Here is a 14648-nt window from a genome sequence, read left to right as displayed (position 1 = left end):
TTACGAAACATGAAAAAATTTATATACATAGCAGCCAGTTTATTTTTAACAATGACGATGCAAGCACAAGATAGACCGCAACCTAAACAAGGTCCGGCACCTACAATTAATATCAAAAAGCCAGTTTCATTTACATTGAAAAATGGTTTAAAAGTATTGGTGGTTGAAAACAACAAGTTACCTAGAGTATCTTACAGTTTAACATTAGACAATGCCCCATATGCAGAAGGTGCAAAAAAAGGAGTAACAGATTTAGTTTCGGCTATGATTGGTAATGTAACCGAAACAATGTCTAAGGAACAGTTCAACGAAGAAATTGATTTTCTTGGAGCTAATTTCGATTTCTATGCTTCAGGAGCTTCAGCAAGTGGTTTGTCTAGATATTCTTCTAGAATTTTAGAATTGTTAGCAGATGGTTCTTTAAATCCTGTTTTTACTCAAGAAGATTTTGATAAAGAAAAAGCAAAATTAATTGAAGGCTTAAAATCAAATGAGAAAAGTGTTACTGCTATTGCAGGTAGAGTAGAAAATGTTCTAGTTTTTGGAAAAGAGCATTATAATGGTGAATTTACTTCTGAAGAAACACTAAAAAATGTAACCTTACAAGATGTAATTAATAATTACAACACTTATTTTGTTCCAGCTAATGCTTATTTAGTGGTAGTAGGTGATGTTAAGGTTAAAGAGGTTAAAAAGAAAATCGAAAAACTATTTGGAGGAGATAATTGGAAAGCGGCTACAGCTCCATCATTAACTTATACGAATCCAAAAGACGTACAATATTCGCAAATTAATTTTGTAGATATGCCTAATGCAGTGCAATCAGAGATTTCTTTAATTAATCTTTCTACTATTAAAATGACAGATAAAGAATATTTTGCATCATTAATAGCTAACCAAATTTTAGGTGGCGGTGGTGAAGGTAGATTATTCTTAAATTTAAGAGAAAAACACGGTTGGACTTACGGAGCATATTCTTCAATCTATTCTGGAAAATATATAGGTAAATTTAAATCTAGTGCTTCTGTAAGAAATGCGGTAACGGATAGTGCAGTAGTAGAATTTTTCAATGAATTGAAAAGAATGCGTACCGATTTGGTTTCTGATGAAGAATTGAGCAATGCAAAGGCAAAATACATTGGAAATTTTGTAATGCAAATTGAAAAACCAGCTACAATTGCACGTTATGCTTTAAATATCCAAACGCAAAGTTTACCTGAAGATTTTTATGAAAATTATGTGAAAAATATTAATGCAGTTACAGCAGAAGACGTGAAAAATGCCGCTAATAAATATTTCTTAGCAGATAATACACGTGTGGTAATTGTGGGTAAAGCGGCAGATGTATTGCCTAATTTGGAAGCTACTGCAAAAAAACAAAGTTGGCCTATAGCTTATTTTGATAAATATGGCGTTAAAACTGATAAACCTGTTGTTAAAAAAGATGTTCCTGCTGGAGTTACAGCACAAACGGTTGTGAAAAAACATATTGATGCCATTGGTGGTGAAAAAAAGCTGAAAGAAGTAAAAACCTTGATGACAATTTCTAAAGGTTCTATACAGGGACAAAATTTAGAAATGACTACAAAGTCTTCAAATAAAGGTTATTTTGCTGCCGAAATGGGAATGGGAGGCATGACTCTTAGCAAACAAGTTGTTGGTGAAAAAGTTGCCTATCAAACAGCTCAAGGGCAAAAGAAAAATATTGAAGGCGATGATTTAGCTGAAATGAAATCGCAAGCAATGCCGTTTCAAGAGTTAGCAATGCTTACTGATAAGAACTTAAAGCTAGAAGGTATTGAGGCAGTAAACGGAAAAGATTGTTACGTAATTTTGTATGGTAAGTCTAAATTTTTCTACGATGTTACATCAGGTTTGAGAACTGCTTTTTCAAAAGAAAGAGAACAACGAGGTCAAAAAATGACACAAACAACTAATTATGAAGATTATAAAGAAGTTAAAGGTATTAAGTTTCCTTATAAAACAATCCTAAACTTAGGAATCGAAATTGAGTTCACTACTCAAGATGTAAAAATCAATGAAGGCGTAACAGATAAAGATTTTGAATAATTTGTAATTCAAATAATTGAAAAAAAGGAGCTTTTAAAAAGCTCCTTTTTTATTTTCTATTGGTTATATATACACCTATTAAAATAATTAGCGTACCAAAGAGTTGTATAGTTGTTACCCCTTCGTGGTCTAATACACTCCAAAAAGTAGCCACCACAGGAATAAGATAGGTCACATTTGATGCAAAAATAGGGGAGGATAATTGTATAAGTTTATAGAAATAAATATTTGCTAGTCCTGTGCCAATTATACCCAGAATAGCTACGTAAATTAATGGATGAATGCTCCCAAATAAATTGGGAAAATCATTTGTAGGTAGCGCTGTGATTTGCCATGAATAATCTGTAAAATAGAGTATACATAATGCGGGAAGCAATAAAAAAGCAAAATTTCCAACTGTAATTGTAAAAGGCGTAACATCTGAAAGGTGTTTTTTTACTAGATTAATGTTACTAGCATAGCACCACGTTGCAAATAAAACTAAAAGCGCATACCAATAATTTTTAGAAGGGTTTCCTGAAGCTCCTGCATATACAAGAACTATACACCCAATAATTCCTATTAGAATTCCTAACACATGACGCTTTGTAAAAGTAAGTCCAAAAAATAGACTTCCAATTAGCAATGTGTTTAATGGTGTAAATGAATTTAAAGTAGAACTAATGGAGCTGCTAATTTGTGTTTGAGCTAGTGCAAACAAGAATATTGGTAAAAAATTGCCCAATAAACCTGCAAAAAGGATAGGCAATATTTTTGCTTTTGTAATGTTTTTTAATTCTTTCCATCCAATACTTAATAAAAATAGAGAGGTGAAAATTATTCTAAATGCACCTAATTGATAAGGAGTTAAACCGCCGTCTAAACCTCTCTTCATAAGTATAAAAGAACTTCCCCAGACTAAAGCTAGTACAGAAAGAATAATCCATTTTGTGTTTTTTGTTTCCATAGGCATAAAAAAAAGACTGCCACTAAAAAATGACAGTCTAAAGATATACTATTTTAAAGAAATTATGCTAAAGCAACTCTTTTAAATCCAGTAACTGTTAAACCACCATCGATAGTTTTAACATAAGCAGCCACACTCATAGAGCTATCTTTGATGTAATCTTGGTTTACTAAAGTATTATCTTTAAAGAAACGTCCAATTTTCCCTTTAGCAATATTGTCTAACATTGCTTCTGGTTTACCTTCAGCTCTTAATTGATCTTTAGCGATTTCAATTTCTTTTTCAATGATTGAAGCGTCTACGCCGTTTTCGTCTAAGGCAATAGGAGCCATAGCGGCAGCTTGCATAGCTACATTTCTTGCAGCTTCATCTCCACCAGCAACTTTAGCAGAAAGCGCTACTAAAGTAGCAATTCTGTTTCCAGCATGAATGTATGAATTAATGAAAGCACCTTCTAATCTTTCGAAAGCACCAATTTCGATTTTCTCACCAATAACTCCAGTTTGCTCCATTAATTTTTCATTAACAGTGATTCCACCAAAGTCAGAAGCTAAGAAAGCATCTTTATCAGCATAATTTAAGGCTTGTTGTGCTAAATCAGTTGCTAGTTTAATAAACCCTTCATTTTTACCAACGAAATCAGTTTCGCAGTTTAATGAAACAACAACACCTACAGTGCTGTCAGCATTTACAGCAGCAATAACTGCACCTTCAGAAGATTCTCTATCAGAACGGTTAGCAGCTACTTTTTGACCTTTTTTTCTTAAAATTTCGATAGCTTTATCAAAATCTCCTTCAGCTTCAACAAGTGCTTTTTTACAATCCATCATACCAGCACCGGTGATGGTTCTTAATTTATTTACGTCAGCAGCAGTGATTGACATTTTATTTATTTTTATAAGTTAATAATTGTATTGTGTTTTGTAAAAAAAGAAGTTCCAATCAGTAAATCCCAAATTCCAAATGATGTACTAATATGTTTATATTTAGTGCTTGGAATTTGGAATTTATTTTTTGGAACTTTTATATTTTTTATTCTTCACTAGCAGCTGCTTCAGCTTGTACAGCTGGAGCTTCTACTGGTTGCTCATCTTTTTCAGCTTTTCTATCAGATAAACCTTCAACAATTGAAGCAGTTACTAAAGATAAAACTTTGTCGATTGATTTTGAAGCATCGTCATTAGCTGGGATAACAAATTCTACTTGACGTGGGTCAGAGTTTGTATCTACCATAGCAAAAACTGGAATGTTTAATTTCTTTGCTTCTTTAATCGCAATGTGTTCTGCTTTAATATCTACTACAAATAGCGCAGCTGGTAATCTTGTCATATCAGCAATTGAACCTAAGTTTTTTTCTAACTTAGCTCTTAAACGCTCAATTTGTAATTTCTCTTTTTTAGATAACGTGTTGAAAGTACCGTCTTTTTTCATTCTATCAATCGAAGACATTTTTTTAATTGCTTTTCTGATAGTAACGAAGTTTGTTAACATGCCACCTGGCCATCTTTCAGTGATGTAAGGCATGTTACAAGCGGCAGCTTTTTCAGCCACGATGTCTTTAGCTTGTTTTTTTGTAGCAACGAATAATACTTTTCTACCTGAAGCAGCGATTTTCTTTAAAGCTTCGTTAGCCTCTTCGATTTTTGCTGCAGTTTTATAAAGATTGATAATGTGAATTCCATTACGCTCCATATAAATGTAAGGAGCCATGTTTGGATCCCATTTACGAGTCATGTGTCCAAAATGAACACCTGCTTCTAATAATTCTTTTACTTCTACTTTGTTTGCCATTTTTGTAATAGTTTACGTTCTGTTGACTTAGCAATGATTAAGTAGCGAATGTTTCGGTCTTAACCATTTAGATGCTAAACTAACCTCTTTTTGCAGAGATAATAACAACAATTTTAATAAATAATAAATATTAACGTTTAGAGAATTGGAATCTCTTACGAGCTTTCTTCTGACCGAATTTTTTACGCTCTACCATTCTTGGATCTCTTGTAAGTAATCCTTCTGGTTTTAAGATGCTTCTGTTTTCAGCCTCTACTTCGCACATTGCTCTTGCAATAGCCATTCTCACGGCTTCTGCTTGACCAGTTGCACCACCACCATATACATTGATTTTAACATCGAAATTAGATTCGTTGTTTGTCATTGTTAACGGTTGCATTACTTTATACTGTAATGTTGCAGTAGGGAAGTAAGTTGCAAATTCTCTTTTGTTAACTGTAATGTTTCCAGATCCTTCTGTAACATAAACACGTGCTACGGCACATTTTCTTCTACCGATTTTGTGAATAACTCCCATTACTTAAGATCGTTTAGGTTAACGGTTTTAGGTGTTTGAGCTGCGTGTTTGTGCTCTGTACCTACATATACATTTAAATTACGGAATAATTGTGCTCCTAATTTGTTTTTAGGCAACATTCCTTTTACAGCTTTCTCTACTAAAATAGCAGGATTTTTTTGCTGTTGAACTCTAGCTGTTAAAGTTCTTTGTCCTCCTGGATAACCTGTGTGTCTGATGTACGTTTTGTCATCTAACTTGTTACCAGTTAGGTTGATTTTTTCTGCGTTGATAACGATTACATTATCTCCACAGTCAACATGTGGCGAATAACTTGGTTTGTATTTACCTCTAAGTAGCATAGCTACTTTTGAAGCAAAACGACCTAAGTTATGACCTTCAGCATCCACAACAATCCACTGCTTGTCTGCAGTAGCTTTGTTAGCTGAAATTGTCTTGTAGCTTAATGTGTTCACTTTGCTAATAATTTTAATTAAACATTCCATTCCCAATTAAGGGAGTGCAAAAGTACAATTATTTATCAAAATTACAAATACTATTTAAAATTCTTTTTCCTTGATTGTTAAAGGTTTACTATTTTTTTATATTTTTGAACTCTTAATTAATGAATATGAAGTCAAAAGCTACTTTAAAAGAATTAGCCATAGCATTAGGTGTTTCTACCTCAACAGTTTCTAAAGCATTGAGTGACAGCCCTGAAATTAGTGAACAAACAAAACGAAAAATTAAAGAATTTGCCCAATTAAAAAATTATAAGCCTAATAGTATTGCTAAGAATTTAAAAAATCAACGTTCCTATACCATAGGAGTAATTTTGCCTAATATTCTAAATCCTTTTTTTGCTAAAGTATTTTCAGGTATTGAACAGTATGCCAATGAAAAAGGATACAATTTAATTACTTGTACGTCTAATGAATCTTTGCAAAAGGAAAAGCAAATGCTAGAAATGTTAGACAATGGTGCTATTGATGGTTTTATATTAGCATTGGCACAAGAAACGCAAAAAGAAAACAATATTAATCATTTAAAGGATGTGCTAAGAGGAGGCACGCCTATAGTTCTTTTTGACCGTATCTCAAACGAATTAAAATGTGATAAAGTTATCGTTGACGATTATGATTCGGCTTTAAATGCTACTAATTATCTTCTTGAAACAGGAGCAAAAAAAATAGCTTTATGTTCTACAATACATAACTTGAGCGTAGGCAAATTAAGAGAAAAAGGTTATGAGGATGCATTAATGAATAAAGGATTTATTTTAGATACTCATTTAATGTTGCTTACCGAGAATGAATCTGATTTTGATGCGTCTCTTGAAAATGTATTGCAAGAAAAACCAGATGCTATTTTTGCTCTTGATGAACATGCCTCTGTGGCAGCAATGAAGGCTGTACTTAAAAGAGGATGGCAAGTGCCAAATGATGTCGCGCTTATTGGTTTTGCAGATGGTTTATGGTCAAGGAGATTAACCCCAACCTTATCAACTGTGAGTCAACACGCACCTGAAATAGGTCAAAAAGCCGCAGCCCTTCTTATTAAAAGAATTGAAGAAGAATTTGATCCTGAAACACAACGTATTTATGTTACGGAAGTAATTAAAACGGAATTGCGTAAGCGAGATTCTGTGAAAAAATTATAAGTCCCAACTATTAAGTTGTTGTACTGCATGGTAAGCGGTTAAGTCAAAATGCACCGGCACTATTGAAATATAACCGTTCGCCAGCGCCCATTCGTCTGTATCTTCTCCCTTGTCGTGATTAACAAATTTGCCCGTAAGCCAATAATATTCTTTACCCATAGGATTAGTGCGCTTGTCAAATTCTTCTTCCCAAATTGCTTTCGCTTGACGGCAAATTTTTATTCCTTTTATTTTTTCTGTGTTTGGAAAGTTAACATTTAATACTACACCTTCAGGTAAACCGTTTTTTAATACTTCGGATGTAATTTTTTTGACATATTTTTTTAAGGGTTCAAAATTAGCTTCCCAACTATAATTACAAAAAGAAAATCCAATCGCAGGAACACCTTCAATTCCCGCTTCTACTGCTGCACTCATAGTACCCGAATAAATAACGTTTATGGAGGAATTTGAACCATGATTAATTCCAGACACACAAATGCTTGGCTTTTTTTTCATAATTTCATGTACAGCCATTTTTACACAATCAACTGGTGTTCCTGAACAAGTATAGGCTTGATTTGTGTTTAAAAATCCAGTAATATGTTCTACATGTAGCGTGTTGTTAATTGTAATGGCATGACCCATTCCGCTTTGTGGGCTATCGGGTGCAACAATAGTAATTTCTCCCAATTCTTTCATTACTTCAGCAAGTGCTTTTAAGCCTGGTGCTGCTATTCCATCATCATTTGTAATTAATATTGTATTTGCTTTCATAGGGTAGGTGTTAAATTAGTTGCTAAAATATTATTTTTTATTCATTATTAACTTCAAAAATAATAAATTTGTTTTGTTGTAACTTTTTGGAACAATAATTGACTAATTTAGTACGATATTATAAAAATATTAATGGAAAAGTTTATTGAATTTATGAAAAGAAATTATAAAAGTTTAGTAGTAGTTGCTGTATTATCTGCACTATTGTGGGGTTTTATCCCATTCAAAAAACAGGTTGATGGTGATAAAGACAAAATGTTGATGGAATTATTAACATTTGTATTAGATAAAGGACACTATGCGCCTATTAAACTAGATGATGATTTTTCTAAAAAAGCATATGCATCTTATATTGAGTCTTTAGACCCAACAAAGCGTTTCTTTTTACAAGCTGATATTGAGGAATTTCAAGCCTATGAAACTTCAATCGATGATATGTTAGAAGAAAAGGATTTAACTTTTTTCAATTTAACCTATTCGCGTTTGCTAAAAAGAATGGATGAATCTAAGAAATTGTATGCTGCTATTCTTTCTAAACCGTTGAATTTTAATGAAAACGAAACACTTGACGTAAATTATGAAAAAATTCCTTTTGCAGCATCGCCTGCTGAATTAGAAGTAAGATGGAAAAAACAACTGAAGTACGCTTTGTTGTCTACCATAACAGATAAAGAAGATTTAGAAAAAGAAAAGAAAGAAAAAGAGACTACGTATGTACCAAAATCTTTTGAAACATTAGAAACAGAAGCAAGAAAAACGACAAAAGAAAATTTAGATAATAATTTTAGTTTTATTGCAGAATTAACAAGGGAAGATTGGTTTTCAGTGTTTTTAAACGCTATAGTTACGCAGTTTGACCCGCATACCTATTATTTTTCTCCAGAAGATAAAGATAAATTTGATGTGAGCATGAGTGGAAAATTTGAGGGTATTGGAGCGCGTTTATCAAAGAAAAATGATGCTGTGGAAGTAGTTGAATTAATTAGCGGCGGACCTGCATGGCGTGGTAAACAATTAGAGCAAGGTGATGTAATTATAAAAGTAGGTCAAGGAAATGAGGAGCCTGTAGAAATTTCGGGTATGCGTTTAGATGATGTAATCAAAAAAATAAAAGGACCGAAAGGAACAGTTGTAAAACTTACCGTTAAAAAAGTAGACGGAGGCATAAAAGTAGTTACCATTACACGAGATGAAGTGGAAACCGAAGAAACTTTCGCTAAATCAGCAGTTGTAGAGAAGGATGGTAAAAAATTCGGAATTATTTATTTACCAAAATTTTATATTTCTTTTGAAAATAAGCAAAATAGAGATGCTTTCAAAGATGTAGCCTTAGAAGTAGAACGATTAAAAGAGGCGAATGTTCAGGGGATTGTAATGGATTTAAGAGATAATGGCGGAGGGTCGTTAGAAACTGTGGTGAAAATGACAGGTTTGTTTATTGAAAAAGGTCCTGTTGTTCAAGTTAAAGGAGCGGGTAGAACACCAGATGTATTACCAGATAATGATCCAAAAGTACAATGGTCTGGTCCGCTTGTTGTAATGGTTAACAATTATTCAGCTTCTGCTTCAGAAATTTTCGCTGCTGCCATTCAGGATTATAGAAGGGGAATTATTATTGGAAGTAAACAAACGTACGGTAAAGGTACGGTTCAAAATGTGTTTGAATTGAATCAATTTGTTCGCGGGAATCAATTTGGTGATTTAGGAGCATTAAAAGCAACAACGCAAAAATTCTATAGAATTAATGGTGGTTCTACTCAATTAGAAGGTGTAAAAAGCGATATTGTATTACCAGATCGATTCAGTTTTATGGAAACAGGCGAAAAAGATGAGAAAAGTGCCATGCCTTGGGATAAAATTGATCCTGCTAAATATGAATTGGTTTCATCTGGATTTGCGCCTCAAATAGAAAGAAGTAAACAAAGAATTTTGGCAAACGCTCAATTTCAGTTAATAGAAGAAAATGCAAAATGGATAAACGATAGAAAAGAAGATTATGTTGTCCATTTAAATTATAATGATTTCAAAAAGGAGTTTGCCGATATAGAACAACAAACCAAAAAATTTAAAGCCTTACAGAATTATAAAAATAATTTAACCTTTGCTTCATTACCTTATGAACAAGAACTTTTTAAAGCAGATGATTTACTTAAACAAAAAAGAGAAAGATGGCATGAAGAACTAGCTAAAGATGTTTATGTTGAAGAAGCACTGCACGTAGCAAGTGATTTAACAATAAAGGATGTTAAAGCTTTGGTTAAAACTACTAAAAAGAAAAAAACAAAACAAATAGCTGCCTCACATTAAGATGAGTGAGTATTTAAACCAAAACCCCTAACAATTTGTTAGGGGTTTTGGTTTGTTTTTTTAATTAAGTTATTTTCTTTTACCATTCATTTACTTTATTGGCATCAAGCTTTATAAAAATAAAAAGCATAATTGTGAATGCCCATAATGAGGAACCTCCATACGAGAAAAAGGGAAGAGGAACACCTACTGTTGGGAACAATCTAATGAGCATTGCTATATTCACAAAAAAATGGGTAAACAAATATGTGGCAACACAATACCCGTATATTCTACTAAATTTTGTTTTTTGCCGTTCTGCTAAATATAAAATACGAAGAAATAAACCAACAAATAAGCCAATAACAATTATATTTCCAAAAAAACCCCATTCTTCTCCAACGGTTGTAAAAATATAATCAGTATGTTGTTCAGGTACAAAACCACCTTTAGTTTGTGTACCTTCTAAGTAACCTTTGCCAAAAAAACCGCCCGATCCAATAGCAATCATAGATTGGTTGAGGTTATATCCTTCCTTTTTCATGTTTACTTCTTTGCCTAAAAGGACATTGATACGATCTTTTTGATGGGGTTCCAAAACATTATCAAACATATAACTTACAGAAAAAGCAAAAATAGATATACTTATAAAAATTAGTAAGTAAACAACTGGATTACGGGTAATCTTTCTGTTCAATCCATAGTGTATAATCATGAATAATAAAATAAAGCCAATAAGAAAAGCAGGTTTTATCAGTAATGCTAAAATGAAAGTTATAATGGCTATTGCAGCACTCCATAAATACCAAGATGGTAATCCTTCTCTATATAATACAAAAATGAGGGATAAAAAAATCATGGCGCTACCCGCATCGGGTTGTAAAAGAATTAAAAATACGGGAAAGCCTATAATTGCAAATGCAATATATTGAAATTTTGTTTTGCTTAAATTTACTTGTGCATCACTTAAGTATTTTGCTAATAAGAGTGCTACCGCTGTTTTAACAAATTCTGAAGGCTGAAAACCAAATCCTCCAAATTGATACCAGTTAGTTTGTCCTTTTTTGGTCACACCAAAAACAAATAGCCCCATGAGCAAAGCAATTCCCAATCCATAAAACACTAATGAAAACCGTTCAAAAAGTTTTGAATCAATAAAAAGTATGGTAAAAATGATGGGTATGGCAATTAATATAAATAACATTTGTCTGCCATAATGTTGACTAAAATCAAAGGTGTATTCTTGATCAATTGGAACGGTAACAGAATAAATGGTCATCCAACCAAAAATAACTAGTATGCCATAAATAAGCAGGGTAACCCAATCTATTGAATTGCTTAAACTTTGATTTTTCATGAACTACTTGTTTTTCTTTACAGAATCTTTTGGTTTTGTCAAATTTAATCGAAGCGAATCTTGTTTTGAATACGTTAATAGGGGTAAAAATGAATCACCTTTTTTTGGATAGAGTTTAGCATATTCGCCATTCAAATTTCCTTCCAGCATTCTTTTTTCTAAATCAGTTCGCGTAATTTTTTTATTGATATATTTTTCAATCATTAGGGTTGCAATAGGTCCCGCCCATCGATTTCCCCAATATCCGTTTTCTACAAATACAGCAATGGCAATTTTTGGATTATGTCGGGGCGCAAAAGCAACAAAAATAGAATGGTCTTGTAATTTAACACGTTTTCCATTTAGTTTGGTAAAATTTTCAGCAGTACCTGTTTTTCCACAAATTTCAAGTCCTTCAACACCCAGGCCAGCAGCTGTTCCCATATTATACACGTCGAATAATCCGTTTATTACAGGCTCAAAATGTCTGCTATTTACTGTTGTATAATGGCGAGTGGTGTATTTAGAATCAATTTGGTGGCCTTTGATTTTTTTAATTACATGAGGAGTGTAATAATAGCCTTTATTTGCTACGATAGCCATCATGTTAGCCAATTGAATGGGTGTCATTAATACTTCACCTTGACCAATAGAATTTGAAATAATAGTAGATGAGCGCCATCCACCATTTGGATAATAATGATCATAAAATTTTGAACTCGGAATGTGTCCTTTTCTACCTGGAGGTAAATCATAACCTAAAAATTGACCCAAGCCAAAACTCTTCATATGCTTATACCATTGATCTACACCATCTTTTGGTTTGTTATATTTTTCTATAGTTCTTTTATATACATTAGCAAAATAGGCATTACATGACTTATAAATACCATTGTGTAGTTTTATTACACCCCCAGGGCAGTGACATTTCATAAAAGCTCCTCTACCATATGAAAAACCATGGTGACACATAAATGAAGTTTCTGGTGTAACTACATTTTCTTGTAGCCCCACTAATCCGGTTAATATTTTAAATGGTGAGCCTGGTGGGTATTCTGCTAATAGGCCTCTGTCAAACAAAGGTTTAGCTATTGAATCATTGTATAATTTAGTATAATTTTTTGACCTTTGTCTTCCCACTAATACTGCTGGGTCATAAGAAGGAGCGGTTACTAGTGCTAGTATTTCCCCAGTTTTTGGTTCTATTGCAACAATACCTCCTCGTTTGTTTACCATTAATTCTTCGCCATATTGTTGTAAGGCGCCGTCAATAGATAACGTGATGTCACTTCCTTGTTGTGAAATAGTGTCAAATTTACCTTCCTTATACGAACCTATTTCTTTATTGTGTTTATCTTTTAGAATGTATTTTACCCCTTTTCGACCTCTTAAAATTTCTTCATATGCTTCTTCTACGCCTTGACGTCCAATTAAATCACCACTTTTATAATAAGGGTTTTTGTCAATAATTTTGTCGTTTACTTGTGTAATAAATCCAAAGACGTTAGCGCCAAATTTTCCTTGATATTCACGTAATGAACGTTTTTGAATATAAAATCCGTTATACTTTCTAATTTTTTCTTGGAAAGCAGCAAATTCCATTTTATTCAATTGTGCCAAAAATAATGAAGGTAATCGGGGGCTATAGATTTTTGCTTTCTCAATTTTTTCTATAAATTCTTTCTTAGTTATATCAAGTATAGAACAGAACTCAAGCGTATCTATACGCTTAATTTCATTAGGAACAACCATGATATCATAAGAAGGTTGATTAGCTACTAATAATTTTCCGTAACGATCGTAGATATAGCCTCTTTCAGGAAAATCATATTTTATTTTAATGGCATTATTTTCAGATTTTATTTTTAGTGTATCATCAATAACTTGTAAATAAAAAAGACGTAAAATGAGTATAACAGAAGCTACAATGATTAAGGTAGGTAAAAACGTTTTTCTCATTTTATTTTTTATTTGACTTAATTAAATAAATGCTAATAATACAAATCAAAAATGTAAATAGGGTACTTACTATAGTGTGTAAAATAATATTAAAAAATAAACTTAATCTGTATAGTTCTAATGTGAACAATATAATATGGTGAAAAAGAATAGAAGTCATGATAAATGTAAAACGATCGACGGTTAGTTTATCAGCAATTCTAATGGTTTGATATTCATAACTTAGTCCAAATGCAAATCGTAAAAAAACAGGTCTAAAGTATGCGAGCATTAAACAAGCTGTAGCATGTATACCGCCACTATCAGAAAAAATATCGACCAAAAGACCTAGGGCAAAACTTGCAGCGATAAAACCAAATTTATTCGAATTAATAGGGTATAAAATAATAAAAAGCACATACAAATACGGATTAATCCATCCACCAAAATTGATTTGATTTAACACAACTACTTGAAGTGTAATCAAAACAAAAAAACGAATGATATTTAGTATAAAATTACTGTTCATTATTATTTAGTTGTGCCTTTTTCAGAAGCAGCTTCTACTATTTCTTTTTCTCTTTTCTTTTTATTCTCAACAATGTACACATAACCAAGATTTGTCATATCGTTAAATAAACGTACATTGATTACAAATTTATTGGTGTTTTTATCTATAAAAATTTTGTCAATTTTGCCAATCGGAATATTTTCTGGAAAAATATAAGATTGTGCGCCCGTAACAATACTATCCCCTTTTTTAAGTGTTGCTAGTTTTGGTACATCGATAAGTTGTACATACCCCGCATTTTTTCCATCCCACGTGATTGAACCAAAATGATTAGAATTTTTAATTTTTCCATTCATAGGATTGTTGGTGTGCAAAATGCTAATTACCGTAGCAAAGTTTTTTGTAGTCTTATCTACAATTCCCACAACTCCTCGATCATTGATTACTGCCATGTCACTATGAATACCTTTTAAACTACCACGATCAAGTGTTAAAAAATTTTCTTGTTTATCATAAGAGTTTTTAATCACACGCGCTTGTAATACTGTGAAATCTGAAAGAATATTTGGGACTTTAATTTTTCCATTTAAAACCGTATCCTTTTTATTGAATAGAATTTGTTTTAAGCGAGCATTTTCTTGAGCTAATTCTTCGTTTTTAGCACGTAGTCCAAAATATTCCTTAATGTTGCTAATTTGAGTATAGGTATACCCGGACAAAGAATTAGCAGAATTGATATATTCACTTCTATGATAAGAATGCGATTGTATAGTAAGCACTAATGAAATGCTTAGAAGCAGCAAAAACAGCAATCTATAGCTGTTTTTTATCAAGAAATAAATAATTTGCTGCATTAAT

Annotated in this window: 13 protein-coding genes; 3 read left to right on the top strand and 10 right to left on the bottom strand. The window is 32.4% G+C overall.

The annotated features are described in order from the left end of the window. The first annotated feature begins 9 nt into the window (after positions 1 to 9). Positions 10 to 2070: an insulinase family protein gene (locus RF683_RS08740; protein WP_309531914.1), complete on the top strand. Its 2061-nt coding sequence runs from the start codon at positions 10 to 12 to the stop codon at positions 2068 to 2070. 49 nt (positions 2071 to 2119) lie between these two features. On the opposite strand, the gene RF683_RS08735 is transcribed toward RF683_RS08740, so the two are convergent. From RF683_RS08735 to rplM, 5 genes are all read right to left on the bottom strand, one after another. Beyond that, positions 2120 to 3016 carry a DMT family transporter gene (locus tag RF683_RS08735; protein ID WP_309531913.1) on the bottom strand — a complete coding sequence of 299 codons (897 nt, stop codon included), beginning with the start codon at positions 3014 to 3016 and terminating at the stop codon, positions 2120 to 2122. Positions 3017 to 3078: 62 nt separating this feature from the next. Beyond that, entirely contained in the window at positions 3079 to 3900 is an 822-nt protein-coding gene (gene tsf, locus RF683_RS08730) for a translation elongation factor Ts (protein WP_309531912.1), read from the bottom strand. A 148-nt stretch (positions 3901 to 4048) separates the two neighbouring features. After that, positions 4049 to 4807, bottom strand: a complete 759-nt coding sequence (gene rpsB, locus RF683_RS08725; RefSeq protein ID WP_298659001.1) for a 30S ribosomal protein S2 — start codon at positions 4805 to 4807, stop codon at positions 4049 to 4051. Positions 4808 to 4937: 130 nt separating this feature from the next. Next, positions 4938 to 5324, bottom strand: coding sequence for a 30S ribosomal protein S9 (gene rpsI / locus RF683_RS08720; RefSeq protein ID WP_298658998.1), 387 nt, complete (start codon positions 5322 to 5324; stop codon positions 4938 to 4940). Continuing rightward, positions 5324 to 5779 carry a 50S ribosomal protein L13 gene (rplM, locus tag RF683_RS08715; RefSeq protein WP_309531911.1) on the bottom strand — a complete coding sequence of 152 codons (456 nt, stop codon included), beginning with the start codon at positions 5777 to 5779 and terminating at the stop codon, positions 5324 to 5326. The genes rpsI and rplM overlap by 1 nt, the downstream gene beginning before the upstream one ends. A 149-nt stretch (positions 5780 to 5928) precedes the next feature. Between rplM and RF683_RS08710 the strand changes: the two genes are divergently transcribed. Then, complete coding sequence (locus RF683_RS08710) at positions 5929 to 6963, top strand: LacI family DNA-binding transcriptional regulator (RefSeq protein ID WP_309531910.1); 1035 nt, start codon at positions 5929 to 5931, stop codon at positions 6961 to 6963. Here RF683_RS08710 and surE read toward each other — a convergent pair. Continuing rightward, the gene (gene surE, locus RF683_RS08705) at positions 6958 to 7719 is read right to left on the bottom strand and encodes a 5'/3'-nucleotidase SurE (protein ID WP_309531909.1); all 762 of its coding nucleotides are present in this window, start codon (positions 7717 to 7719) and stop codon (positions 6958 to 6960) included. The genes RF683_RS08710 and surE overlap by 6 nt on opposite strands. A 132-nt stretch (positions 7720 to 7851) precedes the next feature. Here surE and RF683_RS08700 point away from each other — a divergent pair, with 132 nt between their 5' ends. Continuing rightward, positions 7852 to 10026 carry a carboxy terminal-processing peptidase gene (locus RF683_RS08700; protein WP_309531908.1) on the top strand — a complete coding sequence of 725 codons (2175 nt, stop codon included), beginning with the start codon at positions 7852 to 7854 and terminating at the stop codon, positions 10024 to 10026. A 79-nt stretch (positions 10027 to 10105) separates the two neighbouring features. Here RF683_RS08700 and rodA read toward each other — a convergent pair whose 3' ends face one another. From rodA to mreC, 4 genes are read right to left on the bottom strand one after another with little or no spacing between them, the layout of a single operon-like run. Then, positions 10106 to 11362: a rod shape-determining protein RodA gene (rodA, locus tag RF683_RS08695; RefSeq protein WP_309531907.1), complete on the bottom strand. Its 1257-nt coding sequence runs from the start codon at positions 11360 to 11362 to the stop codon at positions 10106 to 10108. 3 nt (positions 11363 to 11365) lie between these two features. Further along, the gene (gene mrdA, locus RF683_RS08690; RefSeq protein WP_309531906.1) at positions 11366 to 13300 is read right to left on the bottom strand and encodes a penicillin-binding protein 2; all 1935 of its coding nucleotides are present in this window, start codon (positions 13298 to 13300) and stop codon (positions 11366 to 11368) included. A gap of 1 nt (position 13301) precedes the next feature. Next, positions 13302 to 13808 carry a rod shape-determining protein MreD gene (locus tag RF683_RS08685; RefSeq protein ID WP_309531905.1) on the bottom strand — a complete coding sequence of 169 codons (507 nt, stop codon included), beginning with the start codon at positions 13806 to 13808 and terminating at the stop codon, positions 13302 to 13304. Between the two features lie 2 nt (positions 13809 to 13810). Then, a complete protein-coding gene (gene mreC / locus RF683_RS08680; RefSeq protein ID WP_298660672.1) occupies positions 13811 to 14644 on the bottom strand; it encodes a rod shape-determining protein MreC in 834 nt (277 codons plus the stop codon). Positions 14645 to 14648: the final 4 nt, after the last annotated feature.

It is taken from the genome of Flavobacterium sp. 20NA77.7, from assembly GCF_031326205.1.
Taxonomy (GTDB): Bacteria; Bacteroidota; Bacteroidia; order Flavobacteriales; family Flavobacteriaceae; genus Flavobacterium; species Flavobacterium nakdongensis.
The sequence above is the reverse complement of the archived record's forward strand: the minus strand, read 5'-3'. Positions and strand labels throughout refer to the sequence as shown.

Coding starts and splice junctions, on each gene's coding strand:
- RF683_RS08740 (WP_309531914.1), top strand. CDS start 10: ATGAAAAAATTTATATACATAGCAGCCAGTTTATTTTTAACAATGACG.
- RF683_RS08735 (WP_309531913.1), bottom strand. CDS start 3,016: ATGGAAACAAAAAACACAAAATGGATTATTCTTTCTGTACTAGCTTTA.
- tsf (WP_309531912.1), bottom strand. CDS start 3,900: ATGTCAATCACTGCTGCTGACGTAAATAAATTAAGAACCATCACCGGT.
- rpsB (WP_298659001.1), bottom strand. CDS start 4,807: ATGGCAAACAAAGTAGAAGTAAAAGAATTATTAGAAGCAGGTGTTCAT.
- rpsI (WP_298658998.1), bottom strand. CDS start 5,324: ATGGGAGTTATTCACAAAATCGGTAGAAGAAAATGTGCCGTAGCACGT.
- RF683_RS08710 (WP_309531910.1), top strand. CDS start 5,929: ATGAATATGAAGTCAAAAGCTACTTTAAAAGAATTAGCCATAGCATTA.
- surE (WP_309531909.1), bottom strand. CDS start 7,719: ATGAAAGCAAATACAATATTAATTACAAATGATGATGGAATAGCAGCA.
- RF683_RS08700 (WP_309531908.1), top strand. CDS start 7,852: ATGGAAAAGTTTATTGAATTTATGAAAAGAAATTATAAAAGTTTAGTA.
- rodA (WP_309531907.1), bottom strand. CDS start 11,362: ATGAAAAATCAAAGTTTAAGCAATTCAATAGATTGGGTTACCCTGCTT.
- mrdA (WP_309531906.1), bottom strand. CDS start 13,300: ATGAGAAAAACGTTTTTACCTACCTTAATCATTGTAGCTTCTGTTATA.
- RF683_RS08685 (WP_309531905.1), bottom strand. CDS start 13,808: ATGAACAGTAATTTTATACTAAATATCATTCGTTTTTTTGTTTTGATT.
- mreC (WP_298660672.1), bottom strand. CDS start 14,644: ATGCAGCAAATTATTTATTTCTTGATAAAAAACAGCTATAGATTGCTG.